Below are 18,587 nucleotides of genomic sequence, written 5' to 3' on the forward strand. Positions count from 1 at the left end.
GAAAAAAAGTGTAGGATAGATTAGACATAGCAGAACACTATAAAGGTAATACTTCTGACTGTTTTGAAAATTAAGACCAGATAATTTACCCACTAAAAAAGGAATTATAAATAAATTTATAAACAAAAATAAATAAGAAATTCCATCACGAGAATATAAACCAAGATCATTAAAAAACCTTAGAATGACAGGCCAAATATTAACAGCAATATCATTATAACCCAAAACATAGGCATCATAATAATCTGAGTCGTTACCACCACCCAAACCAAGGGAGATGTAATCAATTTTTATCAAAAAATGAAAAGTAATTTTTATAAAAACCAAGCAAATGAGACACAAAAATAAAGCTTTATTTGATACTCTTTTTAAAATATTATTTATCATATAGATATATCCATTTTTCAACTATTTTTTCTAATGAAAAATTTTTTTCTATATGACATAAGTTTTTTATAATATTCTTATTTTTTTCTTGTTGAGAGAGGCTTAAGGCATAATACATTTTTTCTGCTAATACATTTGAGTTTGATGGAGGTACTAAGAATTGATCATTGTTTAAAACTTCAGCAACTCCTCCACAATCTGTAGCGACAACTAAAGTCTTACATGCCATCGCCTCAGCAACAACCAAACCGAATCCTTCATACTTAGATGATAATACAAATAAATCTGCAGCACTCATTAAATCTGGGATATCACTGCGTCTTCCTAATAAATAAATATCTTGCTTTAAATCCAACTCATCAATAATTTTTTCAACTTCTGAACGTAGTTCCCCATCCCCGGCAATAATCAATTTAATATCTCTAATACTCTTATTTTTTAAAGTTTTAAAAGCGTGCAATAAATTTGGGTAATCCTTCTGCTCACTAAAACGTCCTACTGCTAGAATCAAATAAGAATTTGTATTTATATTAAGTTCATTCAGAATTTTATTTTTGGCTTCTGAGTGATAAAAAAACCTACTCAGATCTATTCCATTATATGTTGTGATGATATCTGAGTCTGGTACTGCTTTTTTTTCGATAAATGCTTGTACTGCTTCATTGCTAACATTAGTAGTTAGATCAGCTAGATTATGTGTAAATCTGTACGCAAGCATTCTCAATCTCCCACCTTCCTCACTATTATGCGCAGTACAAATAAGTTTTTTTATAGGGGTAACTGCTCGAATAAGACGCGTAAAAATATTAGCATGTACCATATGTGAGTGAACAACATCCGGTTCAAAATTTTTAATTATTTTAGAAAGTTTAATATAAGAAAGAGGAAATAACAGCAAACTATTTAAATTAATTTTAATTAATTCAATTTCTTGGTAACGAGGCTTTGTTAGAATATCTCCAGTTAGATAAGCAATTTTAACATCATTCCCTTTTTCATGCATTTTGTCTGCTAAATCACAAACAACTCGCTCTGCGCCACCTTGACCCAGTCCAGTAATCACATATAGTATTTTCATAAACTACTCTATTTAATAATACTTAACCATTGTTTCAATATAGGGTTGACAGAATATCTAACACTATTTTCAACAGCATTGGATGACGTTTTTTCATACTGAATATTAGATAAGTTTATTAACTCTAATAACGAATTAGTCAGTCCATTTATATTTCCCGACTCTACTAGAAGGCCATTTATATTATGCTGGACAATTTCAGCAGGTCCAGTATCACAATCAAATGCAACGATTGGTAAACCATAACTTTGTGCTTCCAACAATACCATAGGCAGCCCTTCAAAACGCGAACTCATACAAAAAAATGAAGCCTGTCTATAAAATGTAGACATATTCTTTTGCTGTCCTGCAAATATGATCGAATCATCCACTCCTAGACTCTTTGCCATCTGTTTAAGCATTTGCTCATCTTCACCCGAACCTACAATGACAATTTTCCAATCAGGTACTTGCTGAGCAACTCTTGCCCAAGCAGTAATAAGTAAATCAAATCCTTTTTGATACGTTAAGCGACCTACACACAAAATCGTTTTATAATCTAATGATGGTATATTTTGTTGTACCTCAAATGGGCTTGGATTTGCTATTGCAACAACTTTATTCGTATGTTCAAGATCAAATCTTTTATCCCAAAAGGACTTATCTCTTTCAGTCAATGTAACAATTTTATTACACCATTTCGCCGCCATCCAACGCCCTAAGTCTCGGAACCAAGAACCGAGGTTGACTTTTAAGTTAAAATGTTCCCAACAAATATGATTGATTCTTAGTCCAGTGCATGCAGGCACTGTAAAAACGCAACTTATACTATCAACAACTACTAAAGTATCAATTTTATGATATAATAGATAATTTCTTAGTTTCTTAATTACTGCCACGTAATGCTTTCTCATCGACACCTTTTCGTCGAACAATCTATTATTAATAATAGTAGGATATTGGGCAAAGAAAGGAGTTGCACCATTACTTAAAGAAAGTACATGAACACAATGATTCAAAACAAGTTGATTAGCAATAAGCGTTGTAACTCGCTCTGTTCCACCAGAATGACTAATGTCACCTATCAAAAAGCAGATATTTTTCATTTTTTTCCTTTCATTTTAAGCCATAACTGTTCAACAAATATAAAAAAAATGCCGTACCGATAAAATAATATATTCCCTCTATTTTCTAATAAACTTTTATCAAAATCACTTTGTCTTATTAACCCTCTAAGCTCCGACCATCGTCTTAAAGCTTTAATATATCCTTCCGATCTCAAACTTTGCAAAATATAATATTGGCTAATCGAAATTAAACTAGAACTAAAGTACTTACACTTAGGAATACTTTTTACAAAAACTTCTGCCACACCTCTCAAGTCGTCTAAACTATTTTCTGTAATTTTTGCCGTAATTCCTTGTTCATTAAAACGGTAACCCAACAAACATTCATTAATAAAATAAATAGTCTTGGCATTCAAAAAAATAAATGGTGTTGTATAAGCATCTTCATACAATTTCCGTACAGGAAATTTTTGCGTATCGAAAAGTTTCTTATGGTAAATTCTAAGCCACGCAAACCAGTTTGATGAATTAAATATAAATTTCAAAATATCATCATCAATAACATGTTTTTGTGTATATGGGCTATCAGGCATAAAATTTATTTTTTCGGATGATTGATCATAAAACCTATAAGCTTTAAATTGAATTAAATCGACACCACTCTCCTCTAAGACAGTATACAATTTAGAGAAAAAAAGTCCGTCTATACGATCATCTGAATCTAAAAACATTAGGTATTCACCCTTAGAGTGTAGAATACCTGTATTTCTTGCCCCACTTAAACCTTGATTTTCTTGATCTATAAAAACAAACTGCTCTTTTAAATTATTATATCGCTCAGATATATATTTGCGTGCAATTAGCATAGAGCTATCCGGCGTACCGTCATTCACTAGAATAACCTCTACACCCGCAACAAGTTGGCAGCATACACTCTCCAAACACTCCTCAATATATTTTTCAACATTATAAATTGGTATAATTAAACTTAAAAGCATACTGCTACCGTTTTAAATAAGTAGATATTAGGAACATTCTTTTTTGAGTGTCCCAAATAAGCCCATTTCTAAAAAAATAATTAAATAGGGTCACCGATAAGATTTCTGTCGTTAAAATGGCATAGATACCACCGTATAACCCATACAACTTAACCATTAAAAAAGTCAATATTACATTAAAGAACACAAGTATAAATGTCTTCCGTTTCAAATATTCATATGCATTGAACTTAATCAAATATTTTTCTGCAATTGTAGACAGTCCTGAGAACAAGGTTACCAAACCTGCTAGCCACAAAATCTCAGTAACCCGAATAAATTCAACGCCATAAAGTACGCTTACAACCCAAGGTCCAAAAAGATATAACCCTAGTGTGACAAACAAAGAAATAACCACCACTACCATATAAAGTTGCGCAACATTATTTTGACTTTTTTCTAAGCTCTCCTCTTGATAGATTCCAGTAAAATAAGATGAAATAATTGCGAGAAGAACAAAGTAAAAACTGTTACCTAATGTCATAGCTACAGTATAAATACCAAGATCAAATTGTGACTCTAAACCTAGGAAGAGCTGTGCCGTTTTAGTAAAAATTGCAACCGAAAGTGAATACAATAAGAGCTTTTGACCGACTGCAAAAGTATACTGTCTATATCTTTTTATAGCATATGGCAGCATGATGCCAACAGACAGTTTTTTTTTCGTATAAAGATATTTTCTTAATAAAAATGGTATTAGTGTTAGTAAAATAATGGGAATACCGAGTGTTTCAATCGGAAGTTGAAATAAAACAATTAAATAGCGCACACTTAATGAAATGATTAGCGCTGTGATATTACAATATGCATTTATCTTTGATTCGAGAATTGCATTAAAATAAATACTATAAACATCATGTACAGCAAAATAAATTGCAATACAAGTTGATATACCAAAAATAAAGGTTAAACGATCTGTATAAAAATACAATCCACCTAAAGTAATTATTGAAAGTGAACCATAAATATAATCTCTTAACCTTTTGGAGGCATAAATTATATTTTCTCCAATTTTACGATTCTTGGCTGTTTTTTGAAAAATAATGTTCTCTGTTCCCATCAAGGATAACGTTTGTAAAATCGCAAATATGGAGCCAACGAAAGTCAATTTACCAAAGTTCTCAGGACCAATATATTTTGCTACGAATGAAGTTACGAAAATTAATCCAAATATAGCAATGAGCTTTTCAGACATCATCCAAATAGAATTTTTTATTCTAGGATCTTTAGCTGATCTTACAATTAACTTATACATACTTACAGTCGAATATCCACATCTAACTGATTTAGAATGTATTTTAAATCGTATAAAACATATTTTTCTTTTGCCGCTGCTTTAAACTCATCTATAGACATCTGTTTAAATTGATCATGCGCAACTGCTAAAACAATGGCATCATATTTAGCGTTCGCCAAACTAGAAACAGGGTCTATACCATATTCCTTTGCTGCGTCTAACGGATCCACCCACGGGTCATAAATATCTAAATCTAAATCATATTCTTTTAAAGCTTTGACCATATCTACAATTTTAGTATTGCGAATATCAGGACAATTTTCTTTAAAACTTAAGCCCATCACTAAAATTTTTGAACCCACCACTTGTATACGCTGCTTCACCATCTCTTTAATCAATTGTGTTGCAACGTATTCACCCATACGGTCATTTAAACGACGTGCCGCCAAAATGATTTCTGGATGCAGGCCTAAAGACTGTGCTTTATGGGTTAAATAATACGGGTCTACCCCAATACAGTGCCCACCCACCAAACCAGGGCGGAAAGGTAAAAAATTCCACTTGGTTCCTGCAGCCTGCAACACCGCTTCAGTATCTATACCCAACTTATTAAAGATCACAGCTAATTCATTAATTAAAGCAATATTCACATCACGTTGGGTATTTTCAATGACCTTTGCGGCTTCAGCCACTTTTATACTCGGTGCTTTATGCGTACCTGCAGTCACAATCAGTTGATAGACTGCATCGACAAAGTCTGCAACTTCTGGGGTAGAACCCGATGTTACTTTTAAAATATTGGTCACACGGTGCAGCTTATCGCCTGGGTTAATCCGTTCTGGACTATAGCCTGCAAAAAAATCCTGATTAAATTTTAAGCCTGAGACTTGTTCCAAAACTGGAATACAAGCTTCTTCTGTAGCACCTGGGTATACCGTAGACTCATACACCACTACATCGCCTTTTTTGAGTACTTTTCCATTACTAGTAGACGCTTTAATAAGTGGGGTTAAATCAGGTTGTTTAAATTCATCAATTGGCGTTGGAACAGTCACAATAAAAAAATTGCAGCTATTTAAATCACCTAAATTAGCGGAATAAGTCAGTTGCGTTGCTTGTTTAAGTTCTTCTGGTGACACTTCTAAGGTGTGATCTTGCCCACTTTGTAATTCTTGTATACGTTTTTGATGAATATCAAAACCCACCACTGGCAATTTTTTCCCGAATTCAACTGCCAAGGGTAAACCGACATAGCCTAAACCAATAACGGCAATTTTTAGCTCAGAGAGTTGTAGCATTTAAGCGCCTTTCAATTTATATCTATATTTTATGAAGAATGAATCTTTCGGCAGGGATACTAGCAGAAATGTATGAAATTTCTATTATGATTTGTGCTCAAATGACGTGAAAAAGATTGCAATGTATAATTTTTGTGAGTATTCACTTTTCCTATTTAGAATAACTTCATAATTTTTTAAGAATTCTCTTTTCTACTTTAAGATTCTGCCAAATATGCAAAATGGTTACAAATTGCTATATACCTCTTTCACAAGTTCGGTAAAATGACAGCAATTTATCCAAAACGATTTTAAAAAATTAATAATGGGATCTCGCGTGCGACACTTTCAACTGGCTATTTTATTAGCATGTGGCATTGCCACTACGGGGTGCGCTGTCACCTCTGGTTTACAAACCTACGACTTACCTCGCGAAGGGGTTTACACCACCGACTTGGGTACAGCGGTCAATGTGATTAAACTCACCCAAGACTCAATGCTAGCGGTGCAGCCTGCAGTTCACAATATTCAACAAGACTATGCGCATTTATTTCATACACCACAACGTCAATACACCTTAAGTTCAGGCGATATCCTGTCGATCTACTTATGGGCTTATCCTGAAATCACACCTGCTTCCACGAGTGTGAGTAGTGATGAGTCTGCACGCGCGAATGGTTATCAAATTGACCAAAGTGGCTATATTCAATTCCCGATTATTGGCCGTTATAAAGCTGCAGGCAAATCTTTAAGTCAGGTGAATCGTGAGCTGCGCAGTCAGCTATCGCGTTATTTAAAAACGCCTGATGTAGTAGCACGGGTTCTGTCTTATCAGGGCCAACGTTATTCGGTGCAAGGTAATGTAATGAAAGGTGGCCAGTTCTATTTAAGTGACCAGCCGACCAGTGTCTATACCGCTTTAGGTCTGGCCGGTGGTGTCAATGCACAACAGGGGGACAATACTTCTGTGACTTTAGTCCGTCAGGGACGTACATACCAGCTAAATACCGTAGAATTAGAAAAAGCTGGACTTTCTTTGCACAATTTATTGATCCAGCCCAATGACACTTTATATGTGAACAATCGCGAAAATCAAAAAATTTATGTCATGGGTGAATCTGGCAAAAATCAGTCCTTGCCATTGCGGGACCAAGGCATGAGTTTAAGTGATGTATTAGGTGAAAGTTTGGGTCTAGATCCACTCTCTGCCAGTCGCAGCAAAATTTATATTGTGCGTAGTCAAGCCAATACTATCCATACTGAAGTTTACCAGATGGACCTCACCAGTATTGCCGACTTTGGCCTGGCCAATCAGTTTAAAATGCGCAGTAATGATATTGTCTATGTCGATGCATCAGGCTTGGCCCGCTGGCAACGTGTCGTGAATCAGATGATTCCGTTCTCGAACGCCTTGTATAATCTGGATCGGCTGGGGCAATAATGCAGTTTCAGCATATTCTGGTCGTCTGTGTCGGCAATATCTGCCGCAGTCCCATGGCTGAATATTTACTCAAGCAGGCTCTATCTGAACGGCAGATCCATTCGGCTGGTATTGCAGCGATGGTCGGCTATCCGGCAGATGAGAAAGCCCAGCGCTGTATGCAAAGTATCGGACTGGACATGCAGGCTCATTGTGCCAAAAAACTCACTGGGGACATGATTAAACAGGCCGATCTGGTGCTGGTCATGAGTAAAAATCAGCAACAGCATTTAGAGCAGCGCTGGCCTTTTGCCAAAGGAAAAACTTTTCGCCTGGGGCACTGGCAATCAAAAAATATTGCTGACCCCTACCAGCAGGATCAACTCTTTTTTGACCACACCTTTGAGCAGATTCAACAGTGTGTAAATGACTGGATATCCCATCTTTAAATAATTGAATGACAATAAACTATGAGCCAAACCACCAACGCTGAAGATACCATTGACTTAAAAGAACTCTTTTTCTCATTGATTGCTCAATGGAAACTTATTGCCCTTTGCGTTATTTTAAGTATTGTGGCGGCTTTACTATATTTACGTGTTACACCAGATACCTATCGTGTGGATGCACTGGTTCAGGTCGAAGAAAGTAAAGGTACGTCTGCAGCTTTGCTTGGCGATCTGTCGAATATGATCGAGCAAAAGCAGCCAGCACAGGCGGAAATCGAAATTCTAAAATCACGTCTGGTCCTGGGCGACGTAATTGATCGCTTAAATTTAGATATTCAAGTTGCAGGAACAGAAGACTCCCTGTTTGATCGTCTGCTGAATCCGCATGATTACCGAACTGAATATTCGCCTCAATCCGTTTTATTCAGAGATGGTGATCAAGCGTTTGATATCCGCCAGTTTGATATTCCACAGGCCTATTATGACAAGACTTTAGAACTACAATTTAAAGAACAACAGTTTAGTCTGACCGATCCAAGAACAGGCCAAGTGGTTTTTTCTGGCCTGTTAAACCGCAATAATCAGGCGACTCATGCGAATGGGACCTGGAAAGTGGCAATTTTTAGTCAGGACCAGTTCCAGGACCGTTATCTCATCAGTAAACAGTCTCTGCCTGCTGCTGCAAATCGTTTACTTGCAAATTACTCTGTCGCAGAAAAAGGCAAAATGACCGGGATTTTAGGCTTAAATTATGAAGGCCAAGATAAAGCACATATTACCCAGGTACTGAATGCCATTCTGCAAGCATACAGTCAGCAGAACGTGGAACGTCGTTCAGCCGAAACGGCTCAAACGCTTAAGTTTCTGGAAGATCAGCTACCTGAACTGCGTCAGCAGCTGGATGTGGCAGAACGTGAATTTAACCAGTTCCGTCAGCAGTCTAATACTGTGGATGTAACCAAAGAATCCGAGTTGTATTTAACTCAAAGTATTGCGCTGGAAACCCAAAAAGCCCAGCTGGAACAGTCAGTTGCTGAGGCTTCAGCGAAGTACACCAGCGAACATCCGGTCATGCAGCAGATGGAAGCCCAACTGGCTGCGATCAATAGCAGAATTGCCGAGCTGAATGGAACCTTAAAACAGCTACCAGATTTACAACGTCGTTACTTACAGCTATATCGCGAAGTCGAAGTCAAACAGCAGCTGTATACAGCGCTGCTTAATTCTTATCAGCAGTTAAGAATTGCCAAAGCCGGTGAAATCGGTAATGTGCGTATTGTTGATACCGCTGTTGAACCACTTAAGCCGATTGCACCAAAAAAACTGCAGATTCTGATTCTGTCAATTTTCCTCGGTGGCTTCCTCGGCATCTTAATCGCACTGTTACGCAATATGATGCGCAGTGGTATTAAAGATGCAGCACAGATTGAGAATGAACTGGATATTCCTGTTTATGCCACCGTACCGCGCTCAGCAGTTCAAGAAAGCCGTGTAAAACTGCTGAAAAAGAAAAAATCTATTCCTGTTCTTGCAGTTAAAGATAGCGAGGATATTGCGGTGGAAAGTATTCGCAGTATCCGGACTACGATTCATTTTTCGCTGACGGAAGCCAAAAATAATATTATTGCTATCTCTGGCCCGGCCCCAGAAGTGGGTAAATCTTTTATTACAGCAAATCTGGGTGCCATTCTGGCGCAGGGCGGTAAAAAAGTCTTGGTGATGGATGGCGATATGCGCCGCGGCTATTTACACAAGTATTTTCATCAGGATACAGCCCCAGGACTGTCTGAGCTTCTGCTGGGTACTCATACTTTGGAGCAAGTCATCAAGGCCGACAGCTATGAGGGTCTGTACTTTATTTCACGGGGTAAAAACCCATCTAATCCTGCAGAGTTATTAGGTTCACAAAAGTTCCAGGCACTTTTGAGCGAGTTATCTGCTCAGTTTGATCATATTCTGATTGATACGCCGCCTGCCCTGGCAGTCACAGATGGTGTGATCATTGCACAGTCTGCTGGTGTGAACCTGCTGGTGGTACGTCATGCCAAAACTCAGATGAAAGAGCTTGAATTGACCATCAACCGTTTTGAGCAGGCGAAAGTCAAAGTGAATGGTGTGATTCTGAATGATGTACAAAAAGGGGTGGCAAGTAGCTATGGTTATAATTATGCTTATGTATATACTGCAAATAAAGACAATGACTAATTCATTGTAAGCTTTGATTTCACATCCTGCCTTAAGCAGGGTGTGAAATCACCCTCTATTACATTTATCCCAAATGATCATTGTTGAAAAAATCAACTAAAAAACCTATCGTGGTTACAGTTTAAAACTCCTGAGAATTTACAAGAATGTTTAAATCGAAAACACTGCTCGCCAGCTTGGCATTAAGCTCCTCACTAACCTTTGCGCAAGGCATCGTTTTAAATGAGCAAAACCTGCGTACCGATTTAAACTGGTTAAATCAGCAAGGTGTGATTCAAATCAGCACTTCGACCTGGCCAATGAGTGGTGATGAAATTCAACGTGCCCTTTCTCAGGCAAAAGTTAGCAATAGTAATCAACAAAAAGTCATTGATTCTGTCATGGCTCACTTAAATACCAATAACCAGTTACTCAAAGCATCCTTGTTTGCAGAGACAGATCAAAAAAATATTCCTCAAGCCTTTGGTGACCAGCAAAAAGCTCAATATCAAGCAGGTATAGAGTTGAATACAGGTAATCAGAATTGGGATGCTAGACTTCGCGTGAATGCAGAAAAAGATCCCCAGATTGATCATGATCAAGATGTGAATGTTGAAGGGTCTTACCTCGCAGGTAAACTATGGAATCAATGGCTAATTGCTGGGCAAATCCCGACCTACTGGGGACCTGGCCATGATGGCAGCTTAATTCGGGGTGATGCCAGCCGTCCTGTGTATGGTGTGACCATGCAGCGTGCCGAACAGCATGCTTTTGCAAATAAATGGCTATCCTGGATCGGACCTTGGCAATATCAAGCCTTTGCCGGACAACTAGATAACTACGATGCTGTACCTGATGCTAAGTTGATTGGTTTACGTGTCACCGCGCAACCTTTACCTTATCTGGAGCTGGGTGCTTCGCGAGCTATTCAATGGGGGGGAGAAGGAAGACCTGAAAGCCTGAGCTCACTTTGGGATGCTTTTGTCGGGAATAAAGACAATGGCGGCACAGGTGAACCTGATCCATCAAATCAAATTGCGGGTTTTGATGCACGCTTAAATCTACAACCATTGCTACAAGTCCCAATGGGAATGTATGCACAATATGTTGGTGAAGATGAAGCCGGCGGCTTACCGGCCAAAAAAATGTATTTGGCTGGAGTCGATTATTCCTCTAGCTATAATAATATGCCTTTTCAGCTATATACCGAATGGGCAGACACCCGCACCAATGGCAAAGCCCAAGGTATTTCTTATAATCACAGTGTATATACCGATGGTTTTTACCAGCATGGTTACCCATTAGCGCATGCGATGGGTGGTGATGGTCAAATGATTTCTGTGGGTGGTGATATTCGTTTCGATCGCCTGAATCGTGTTAATGCACGAGTACTGTTTGCCAAGTTGAATGAATCCAACCGAACTACTAATTTAGCTTTTCCAGCGCAAGATGAATTAAAAGCTGTTAATGTGAGCTGGACCCATTATCTACGTCCCGATATTCCACTAAAATTAAATGGCTGGATCAGCGATTCAGACCTATATGGTAATGATGGCGGTGCATCGATTGGAATTGAATTTCCTCTAGAAAAAGGCTTATTTTCCTACTAAGTTCTTTGCAAAAGATACTTTTAGTTGTGACAATCATTGTTGCTAGACAATCTCTAACAATGATTAAATTCTGAAAAATTAAAAAACCAGCTATTGCTGGTTTTTTATCTCTTTAAACTTCAACACAACTGCGATATCCGCTTGCTAAAAAACCACCCAATCTTCAAGATTTCTTAAAAATTTCTGCTAAGATGGAACGAACATTAACGATAACATCATATTGGAATAATACATGAGTAAGGCCTTACCGATTGCTGTCGCTGTTCTTCTAGGCGGTGCTGCGCTCGTTCCTGTTTACTATGCAATTCAACATCCGGTAAATCAAACTTCTAAGGCATCTAAAGATGCATCTGCAGTTTCTAAAATCAGCTATGCTCTCGGTTATGAAGTCGCACATCAAACTCCACCAGAGCTGGATATCAACAGCTTCATTACCGGTGTTCGTGATGGCCATGCCCGTAATGAGGCAGCCTATAATGAAGAAGAACTACAGGCAGCTTATGAGCAGTTCCAGAAGGATATGCAGCAAAAGCAGCTTGATGATGCTAAAAAGGCCCAAGCTTCAAGTGATTCTTTCCTGACTGAAAATGGGAAAAAACCTGGCGTCAAGACCACTGCTTCAGGCCTGCAATACCTAGTAACCAAAGAAGGTACTGGAAAATCACCTGCTGCAGATTCTATGGTTAAAGTTCACTATACTGGCAAGCTAGTTGACGGTACAGTATTTGACAGTTCAGTAGAACGTGGTGAACCGATCGAATTCCCACTGAATCAGGTTATTCCAGGCTGGACTGAAGGTTTACAGCTGATGAAAGAAGGCGGCAAAGCCACCTTATATATCCCATCTCAGCTCGGTTATGGTCAGCAAGGCGTTCCAGGTACCATCCCGCCGAACAGCACTTTGATTTTTGATGTTGAACTCATCGAAGTAAAATAATACGGTTTAGGGAGAGCACTATGCTCTCCCTTGTTTTTGAGAAACTAGAATGAAAATACAAATTAGTCTTGCTGCCCTGCTGTTATGTTCCGGTAGCCTATACGCCAAGGATATCACCACCAAAAGTACAGAAGCAGAACAGGTAGGTTACAGCTTTGGCTATCTCATGGGTCGCAATAATGCCGATTCATTAAAAGGCATCAATCTAGATGCATTTAGTGCTGGACTGAAAGCCGCAGCAGCAGGGCAAAAAGCCAGCTTGACTGAAGAAGAAATGGCCAAGGTACTGATGCAATACAAGCGTCAGGCAGATGCTCGCGAGTTAATTGAGCTCAAGAAAACAGCTGAAGAAAATGCCAAAATTGGCCGTGAATTCCTGGCTGAAAATGCCAAAAAACCAGAGATTAAAACGACTAAATCAGGACTTCAATATCAGATCCTGCAAGATGGCAAAGGAAAATCGCCAAATGCGAACAGTAATGTCAAAGTACATTATGAAGGTCGTCTGATTGATGGGACTGTGTTTGACAGTTCAATTGCACGTAATCAGCCGGTTGTATTCAAGACCAGTCAGGTGATTATGGGCTGGACCGAAGGTCTGCAACTGATGAAACCTGGTGCCAAATACCGTTTCTTTATACCCGCAGAACTTGCTTATGGGCAAATTGGTTCAGGTGATGTGATTGAACCGAATAGCACCTTGATCTTCGATATTGAACTGATTGAAGTCATGAAATAATCAAAAAGGAGATATCCGGGCATATCTCCTTTTTTTGACTAAAAAGAACAAATTAATCTGCTGTAATCCTGTGACATCTGTTTGGCTTTTGCTATGTTTATACTTTCATCCAAATACTGAACAACAATAGAGGAACTTCCATGGCAGCAATAAAGACACGTGAGATTCAATATACGGCGCAGGATGGCAGCCAGTTAATCGGTTATTTTGCAGCGCCCGAATCCGATACGCCTGTTCCAGGTGTAATTGTGGCACCTGAATGGTGGGGGCGTAATGACTATACCGAACAGCGTGCCCGTGAACTGGCTGAACACGGCTATGCTGCCTTGGCGATTGATATGTATGGCGATAAAAAAGTCACTACGGCATCGAATCAAGCCTATGAATGGATGATGCAGACGTTTGAAGATCCCGATACGATTGTGAACCGTGCTACTGCTGCCCTGAATACCCTCGCGGCACAAGATGAAGTTGATGCAGATAAACTGGCCGCAATCGGTTTCTGTTATGGCGGTAAAGTCGCACTCGATCTGGCGCGTTCTAATGCCCCATTGCAGGCGGTGGCAACTTTCCATGCCAATCTGTCACCCAAAGCACCTGCTCAAGAAGGTCAGGTTCAGGCTGAGATTCTCGTTCTGCACGGTGAACAGGACAGCATGGTTTCACTGGATGATGTTGAAAGTTTCCGTAAGGAAATGCAGGCCGCCAATGTGAAACACGACGTGATCATCTTCAAAGATGCTAAACATGGCTTTAGCAACCCGCTTGCCGATGAACGGGCCAAAGCCAATGGTGTAGACCTTGGTTACAATGCTGAAGCAGAAAAACAGAGCCTTGAGGCAATGTATGCCCTGCTGGCACGTCGCCTGGCGTAAAGAATATTTGTGCTATTCCACTCTGAGGGGGAGCGGATTAGTGCAAAAAATGATTATTCAAGAAGAAATAAGGAGAATGAAATGGCTGAGAACAACTGTCCATACTGCAACTATGACGAATATAATGTCATTGCCAAAAATGACTTTGGTGTGGTGTTGCCTGAACCGAATTCATTATCCCAAGGGCATAGTGTGATCGTTCCGCTGCGTCATGTGGCTTCCTTTTTTGAAATTACCGATAAGGAACGTAAAAGCTTGATGTCTTTGCTGGAACAGGCACGTAATGAACTGAATTTACGTTATCAGCCATCTGGCTTCCATGTAGGTTTTAATGATGGTGAGGTATTTAAGGCAAAGTCTGAACACCTGCATATTCACCTTATTCCACGTTATGAAGGCAAAGTGCTGAAACTGGATGCCCGTTGGGGAATTGAAGACTAACATCAGTTTTTAGAGCAAGTTTTACCAGAGTGAATGAACTTCGGATCATTCACTTTTTTATTGTCTAATCTGCCTATTTACCTTGATACACTTTTCACCGATTCCTTCAGCTGAATCCGCTATAATGCCTTCCTGTTTCCCTGCCTTGTCCAGTATTCATGTTTGTATTTTCAGATGCGCTTTTAGAATGGTTTGATGTTCATGGCCGGCATGACTTGCCGTGGCAAGTAGCAGATGACCCTTACAAAGTCTGGATTTCTGAAATTATGCTGCAGCAGACTCAGGTCAAAACAGTATTACAGTACTTTGACCGTTTTATTGCACGTTTTCCTACGGTTCAGGACTTGGGAACCGCGACCTGGGATGAAGTTGCTCCCTACTGGGCTGGTCTTGGCTATTATGCCCGGGCACGTAATCTGCATAAAGCAGCTGGAATTGTAGCTAAGCAAGGTCATTTTCCTGAAACCCTGGAAGAATGGATTGCCCTGCCAGGTATTGGCCGCTCGACGGCTGGTGCATTGATGTCTTTAGGGTTACGTAAATACGGCGTGATTATGGATGGTAATGTCAAACGGGTTTTGTCACGTTTCTTTGCCATTGAAGATGATCTGTCTAAGCCCATTCATGAACGTGCCATGTGGCAACTGGCTGAAGAGCTGTGTCCTAACGAACGTAATCATGACTATACCCAGGCAATTATGGATCTGGGAGCCACAGTTTGTACGCCCAAGAAACCGCTGTGTCTGTATTGTCCGATGCAACAGCATTGCCAGGCACATCAACAAGGCTTAGAAAACGAGCTGCCTTTTAAGAAAGCTAAAAAACCAGTACCGGTGAAATCTGCCCAGGTACTGATCTTACAATGTGGTGATCAATGGCTGTGGCAGCAACGTCCCAATACTGGACTTTGGGGTGGTCTGTGGTGCTTGCCGATTATTGAAGAAGTACATGAACTGGATGTATTAAAACAGAGTCTAGGCTTAAAACAGTTCATACAAAAAGTCGAAATTTCGCACAGTTTTACCCATTTTACCTGGCAGCTGCAAGGTTTGGTATTTGCTATTGATGCTGATCTGCAAGAGCATTTAGCTATTGAACTGAACGGAATCTGGCTGGAGCCAAACGCGGCAGTTCAGGCCGGCATCCCCACAGCAATGAAAAAATTGATCTCTGCAACTCAACTGTGACATATTTAGAAATACGAGATTTTTAACTTAATAATTTTGAATTTGATACAGGCGCACAAGGAAGGATGCTTTGCAGCACAATATTCGTTTTGCCATTATTTCTGTTTTGATGCTGCTATTGGCAGCGTGTAGCTCTACTCCAAAACAGCCGGGTTCTACAGTACTAAATCCGATTCTGGTACAGCAACTGAGGAATACAACAATGCCCTCCCGGCTGCCGATCCCGGTAGATAACATCAAGACACGCCAGCTCAAGGATACCTGGGGAGCTTCCCGCAGCAGTGGCCGCCTGCATGAAGGTATTGATATTATGGCTCCACGTGGAACCAAAGTCCTGAGTGCGACGGAGGGCCTGATTGCAGACTTACGCAATAACAATTTGGGTGGTAAAGTGATCTGGATACTCGGCCCGGGTGGAACCTGGCATTATTATGCGCATCTTGACGGGCATAAGCGCGGCTTGAGTGTCGGGGACTATGTCAAAAAAGGTCAGGTGATTGGCTATGTTGGCAATAGCGGTAATGCACGGCATACTGCGCCTCACCTGCATTATGGGCTTTATCTGCAGGGTAAAGGCCGTGGTGCAGTAAATCCCTATCCATATTTACGTTAATTTTAGGAAATGTACATGTCAGAAGCGTTGATCAACCGTCTGGTAGAATTTGCTGAGTCAGGCAATCAACAAAAAATCGTGTTCAATGACCAGACTTATCAGGGCTGGATTATGGAAATCACCGAAGATGCACTTCTGATCAGTACCGGTTATGCCGATAAGAGCGGCAAAGACGCCTGGATCCAGTTTAGTGATCTGGAGCAGGCAGAGTTATCTTACTGGGATAACCAGCAAGATCAATGGACCACGTTCAAACTCTAAAAATAAGGAGCATCACATGACCATTCAACGCTGTGGCTGGTGCTCCGATAATTCTCTTTATATTCAATATCACGACCAGGAATGGGGACAGGTTATTCTGGATGAACCGCGTCTGTTTGAAATGCTGTGTCTGGAAGGACAGCAAGCAGGATTGGCCTGGATCACGGTCCTGAAAAAGCGTGAAGCATACCGTGAACATTTCTTTCAATATTCTATTGCAACCATTGCTGCTTTTACAGATGAGCAACTCACAGCAAAACTGCAAGATGCTAGTCTGATCCGGCATATCGGTAAATTGACCGCAATTCGGGATAATGCCCGGGCCTGGCAACAGCTGAAATCTCAAGATCATGATATAGTCGAATGGTTATGGTCTTTTGCCCGGCAGCCACGTTTAAATAATGATGTGGCAAATTACCGGCAGGCTCCGGCACAGACGGCTGAAAGTCAGCACATGTCCAAAGCCTTGAAAAAAGCTGGTTTCAGATTTGTTGGTCCAACGATTTGTTATGCCTTTATGCAGGCAGTGGGCATGGTCGATGACCATGAAAATCACTGTCACTTTAAAACAAGATCCCCTCATTCAAATAAGAGCTGAGCCCATGTCTAATAATACCATTCAAGCCTATGCCGCAATGTCTGCAGGTGCCGCACTAGAGCCTTATCAATTTGATGCAGGTGAACTTCAGCCACATCAGGTCGAAGTCAAAGTTGAATATTGTGGCCTATGCCATTCCGATATTTCAGTGCTCAATAATGACTGGGGATCTTCAGTCTATCCTGTTGTAGCCGGCCATGAAATTATTGGCATAATCACACAACTGGGTTCGGAAGCCAAAGGTTTAAAGGTTGGTCAGCGCGTCGGCATTGGCTGGACAGCAGAAAGTTGCCAGCATTGTGACCCATGTATTTCAGGTCAACAGGTCATGTGTACTGGGGGTCAGGTGGCCACAATTGTTGGTCATGCCGGTGGTTTCGCCGATAAAGTCCGTGCTGGCTGGCAATGGGCAATTCCTCTACCGGAAGATCTGGATCCGACCAGTGCCGGTCCTCTGCTCTGTGGTGGTATTACCGTATTTGATCCGATTCTGAAACATCAAATTCAGGCCATTCACCATGTCGGAGTTATTGGCATTGGTGGTTTAGGGCATATCGCCATTAAATTGCTCAAAGCTTGGGGCTGTGAGATTACTGCTTTTACCTCCAACCTGGATAAAACCGATGAGCTGAAAGCGATGGGCGCGGATCATGTGGTGAACAGCCGTGATCCGGCAGCAATTAAAAAACTGCGTGGTAAATTCGATCTGCTGCTCAGTACCGTGAATGTTACGTTGGACTGGCAGGCTTATCTGGCGACACTGGCACCGAATGGTACCGTGCATATGCTGGGCTTACCTTTAGAGCCGATGCAGATTTCGGCTGGCTCATTAATTGGCGGTGCCAAATCCGTGACTGGTTCACCGACAGGTTCTCCAGCAGCTTTACGTCAGTTACTGAAATTTGCCGCGCGTAAAAATATTGCGCCACAAATTGAATTATTTCCAATGTCAGATATCAATACAGCGATTGAACGCCTGCATTCTGGCAAGGCCCGTTACCGTATCGTGTTAAAAGCAGATTTTTAAATTGTTGATTTGAATACACTCATCTGCCCTTCTGCGATAGTCGGGCAGATTTTTATCCGTTGGAGCGTAAAACTTCGGGGTTCAGCCCGAGGATATAAGCGACTGGCGTAAGCCATTAATGCGGTGTTTGCTGTTGCTGAATATAGTGTTTAATAATTCCGATTGGCGCACCTCCGCATGACGC

General features: G+C 40.5%; 18 protein-coding genes and 2 pseudogenes. 13 read left to right on the top strand and 7 right to left on the bottom strand.

Going from position 1 to position 18,587, the window contains the following annotated elements; genetic code table 11:
- From C3420_RS14145 to tviB, 6 genes and pseudogenes are all read right to left on the bottom strand, one after another.
- Positions 1-387, bottom strand: a pseudogene (locus C3420_RS14145) (hypothetical protein); the annotation flags it as partial.
- Positions 377-1,465: a glycosyltransferase gene (locus C3420_RS14150; protein WP_103800828.1), complete on the bottom strand. Its 1,089-nt coding sequence runs from the start codon at positions 1,463-1,465 to the stop codon at positions 377-379. The gene C3420_RS14150 and the pseudogene C3420_RS14145, both read right to left, overlap by 11 nt.
- A gap of 8 nt (positions 1,466-1,473) precedes the next feature.
- Positions 1,474-2,550, bottom strand: coding sequence for a glycosyltransferase family 4 protein (locus tag C3420_RS14155; protein WP_103800829.1), 1,077 nt, complete (start codon positions 2,548-2,550; stop codon positions 1,474-1,476).
- Positions 2,547-3,509 (bottom strand): glycosyltransferase family 2 protein, encoded by a 963-nt coding sequence (locus C3420_RS14160; RefSeq protein WP_004777646.1) that lies wholly within the window; start codon positions 3,507-3,509, stop codon positions 2,547-2,549. Before C3420_RS14160 ends, C3420_RS14155 begins: the two co-directional genes overlap by 4 nt.
- Before the next feature lie 4 nt (positions 3,510-3,513).
- Complete coding sequence (locus tag C3420_RS14165; protein ID WP_103800830.1) at positions 3,514-4,803, bottom strand: polysaccharide biosynthesis protein; 1,290 nt, start codon at positions 4,801-4,803, stop codon at positions 3,514-3,516.
- 2 nt (positions 4,804-4,805) lie between these two features.
- Complete coding sequence (gene tviB, locus C3420_RS14170; protein ID WP_103800831.1) at positions 4,806-6,083, bottom strand: Vi polysaccharide biosynthesis UDP-N-acetylglucosamine C-6 dehydrogenase TviB; 1,278 nt, start codon at positions 6,081-6,083, stop codon at positions 4,806-4,808.
- A 316-nt stretch (positions 6,084-6,399) separates the two neighbouring features.
- Here tviB and C3420_RS14175 point away from each other — a divergent pair, with 316 nt between their 5' ends.
- The 13 genes from C3420_RS14175 (at position 6,400) to ahr (ending at position 18,403) form a co-directional block, all read left to right on the top strand.
- Complete coding sequence (locus C3420_RS14175) at positions 6,400-7,503, top strand: polysaccharide biosynthesis/export family protein (RefSeq protein WP_103800842.1); 1,104 nt, start codon at positions 6,400-6,402, stop codon at positions 7,501-7,503.
- The gene (locus C3420_RS14180) at positions 7,503-7,931 is read left to right on the top strand and encodes a low molecular weight protein-tyrosine-phosphatase (protein ID WP_103800832.1); all 429 of its coding nucleotides are present in this window, start codon (positions 7,503-7,505) and stop codon (positions 7,929-7,931) included. Before C3420_RS14175 ends, C3420_RS14180 begins: the two co-directional genes overlap by 1 nt.
- Before the next feature lie 21 nt (positions 7,932-7,952).
- The gene (locus C3420_RS14185; protein ID WP_103800833.1) at positions 7,953-10,136 is read left to right on the top strand and encodes a polysaccharide biosynthesis tyrosine autokinase; all 2,184 of its coding nucleotides are present in this window, start codon (positions 7,953-7,955) and stop codon (positions 10,134-10,136) included.
- 146 nt (positions 10,137-10,282) lie between these two features.
- The gene (locus C3420_RS14190) at positions 10,283-11,725 is read left to right on the top strand and encodes a capsule assembly Wzi family protein (RefSeq protein ID WP_103800834.1); all 1,443 of its coding nucleotides are present in this window, start codon (positions 10,283-10,285) and stop codon (positions 11,723-11,725) included.
- A 232-nt stretch (positions 11,726-11,957) separates the two neighbouring features.
- Positions 11,958-12,662, top strand: coding sequence for an FKBP-type peptidyl-prolyl cis-trans isomerase (locus C3420_RS14195; protein WP_103800835.1), 705 nt, complete (start codon positions 11,958-11,960; stop codon positions 12,660-12,662).
- 49 nt (positions 12,663-12,711) lie between these two features.
- Positions 12,712-13,401 carry an FKBP-type peptidyl-prolyl cis-trans isomerase gene (locus C3420_RS14200; RefSeq protein ID WP_008307019.1) on the top strand — a complete coding sequence of 230 codons (690 nt, stop codon included), beginning with the start codon at positions 12,712-12,714 and terminating at the stop codon, positions 13,399-13,401.
- A 140-nt stretch (positions 13,402-13,541) separates the two neighbouring features.
- The gene (locus tag C3420_RS14205) at positions 13,542-14,276 is read left to right on the top strand and encodes a dienelactone hydrolase family protein (RefSeq protein ID WP_103800836.1); all 735 of its coding nucleotides are present in this window, start codon (positions 13,542-13,544) and stop codon (positions 14,274-14,276) included.
- Between the two features lie 36 nt (positions 14,277-14,312).
- Entirely contained in the window at positions 14,313-14,717 is a 405-nt protein-coding gene (locus tag C3420_RS14210) for an HIT family protein (RefSeq protein WP_262467759.1), read from the top strand.
- A gap of 158 nt (positions 14,718-14,875) precedes the next feature.
- Complete coding sequence (gene mutY / locus C3420_RS14215) at positions 14,876-15,904, top strand: A/G-specific adenine glycosylase (protein ID WP_103800837.1); 1,029 nt, start codon at positions 14,876-14,878, stop codon at positions 15,902-15,904.
- Positions 15,905-16,013: 109 nt separating this feature from the next.
- Positions 16,014-16,517 (top strand): M23 family metallopeptidase, encoded by a 504-nt coding sequence (locus tag C3420_RS14220; protein ID WP_392388383.1) that lies wholly within the window; start codon positions 16,014-16,016, stop codon positions 16,515-16,517.
- Positions 16,518-16,532: 15 nt separating this feature from the next.
- Positions 16,533-16,778, top strand: coding sequence for a hypothetical protein (locus C3420_RS14225; RefSeq protein WP_103800839.1), 246 nt, complete (start codon positions 16,533-16,535; stop codon positions 16,776-16,778).
- 16 nt (positions 16,779-16,794) lie between these two features.
- Complete coding sequence (locus C3420_RS14230) at positions 16,795-17,376, top strand: DNA-3-methyladenine glycosylase I (protein ID WP_103800840.1); 582 nt, start codon at positions 16,795-16,797, stop codon at positions 17,374-17,376.
- A gap of 4 nt (positions 17,377-17,380) precedes the next feature.
- Positions 17,381-18,403: an NADPH-dependent aldehyde reductase Ahr gene (ahr, locus tag C3420_RS14235; RefSeq protein WP_103800841.1), complete on the top strand. Its 1,023-nt coding sequence runs from the start codon at positions 17,381-17,383 to the stop codon at positions 18,401-18,403.
- Positions 18,404-18,518: 115 nt separating this feature from the next.
- On the opposite strand, the pseudogene C3420_RS14240 reads toward ahr, so the two are convergent.
- Positions 18,519-18,587: pseudogene (locus C3420_RS14240) on the bottom strand (IS200/IS605 family transposase); the annotation flags it as partial.

This window comes from Acinetobacter sp. ACNIH3 (assembly GCF_002918965.1).
Lineage (GTDB): Bacteria > Pseudomonadota > Gammaproteobacteria > Pseudomonadales > Moraxellaceae > Acinetobacter > Acinetobacter schindleri.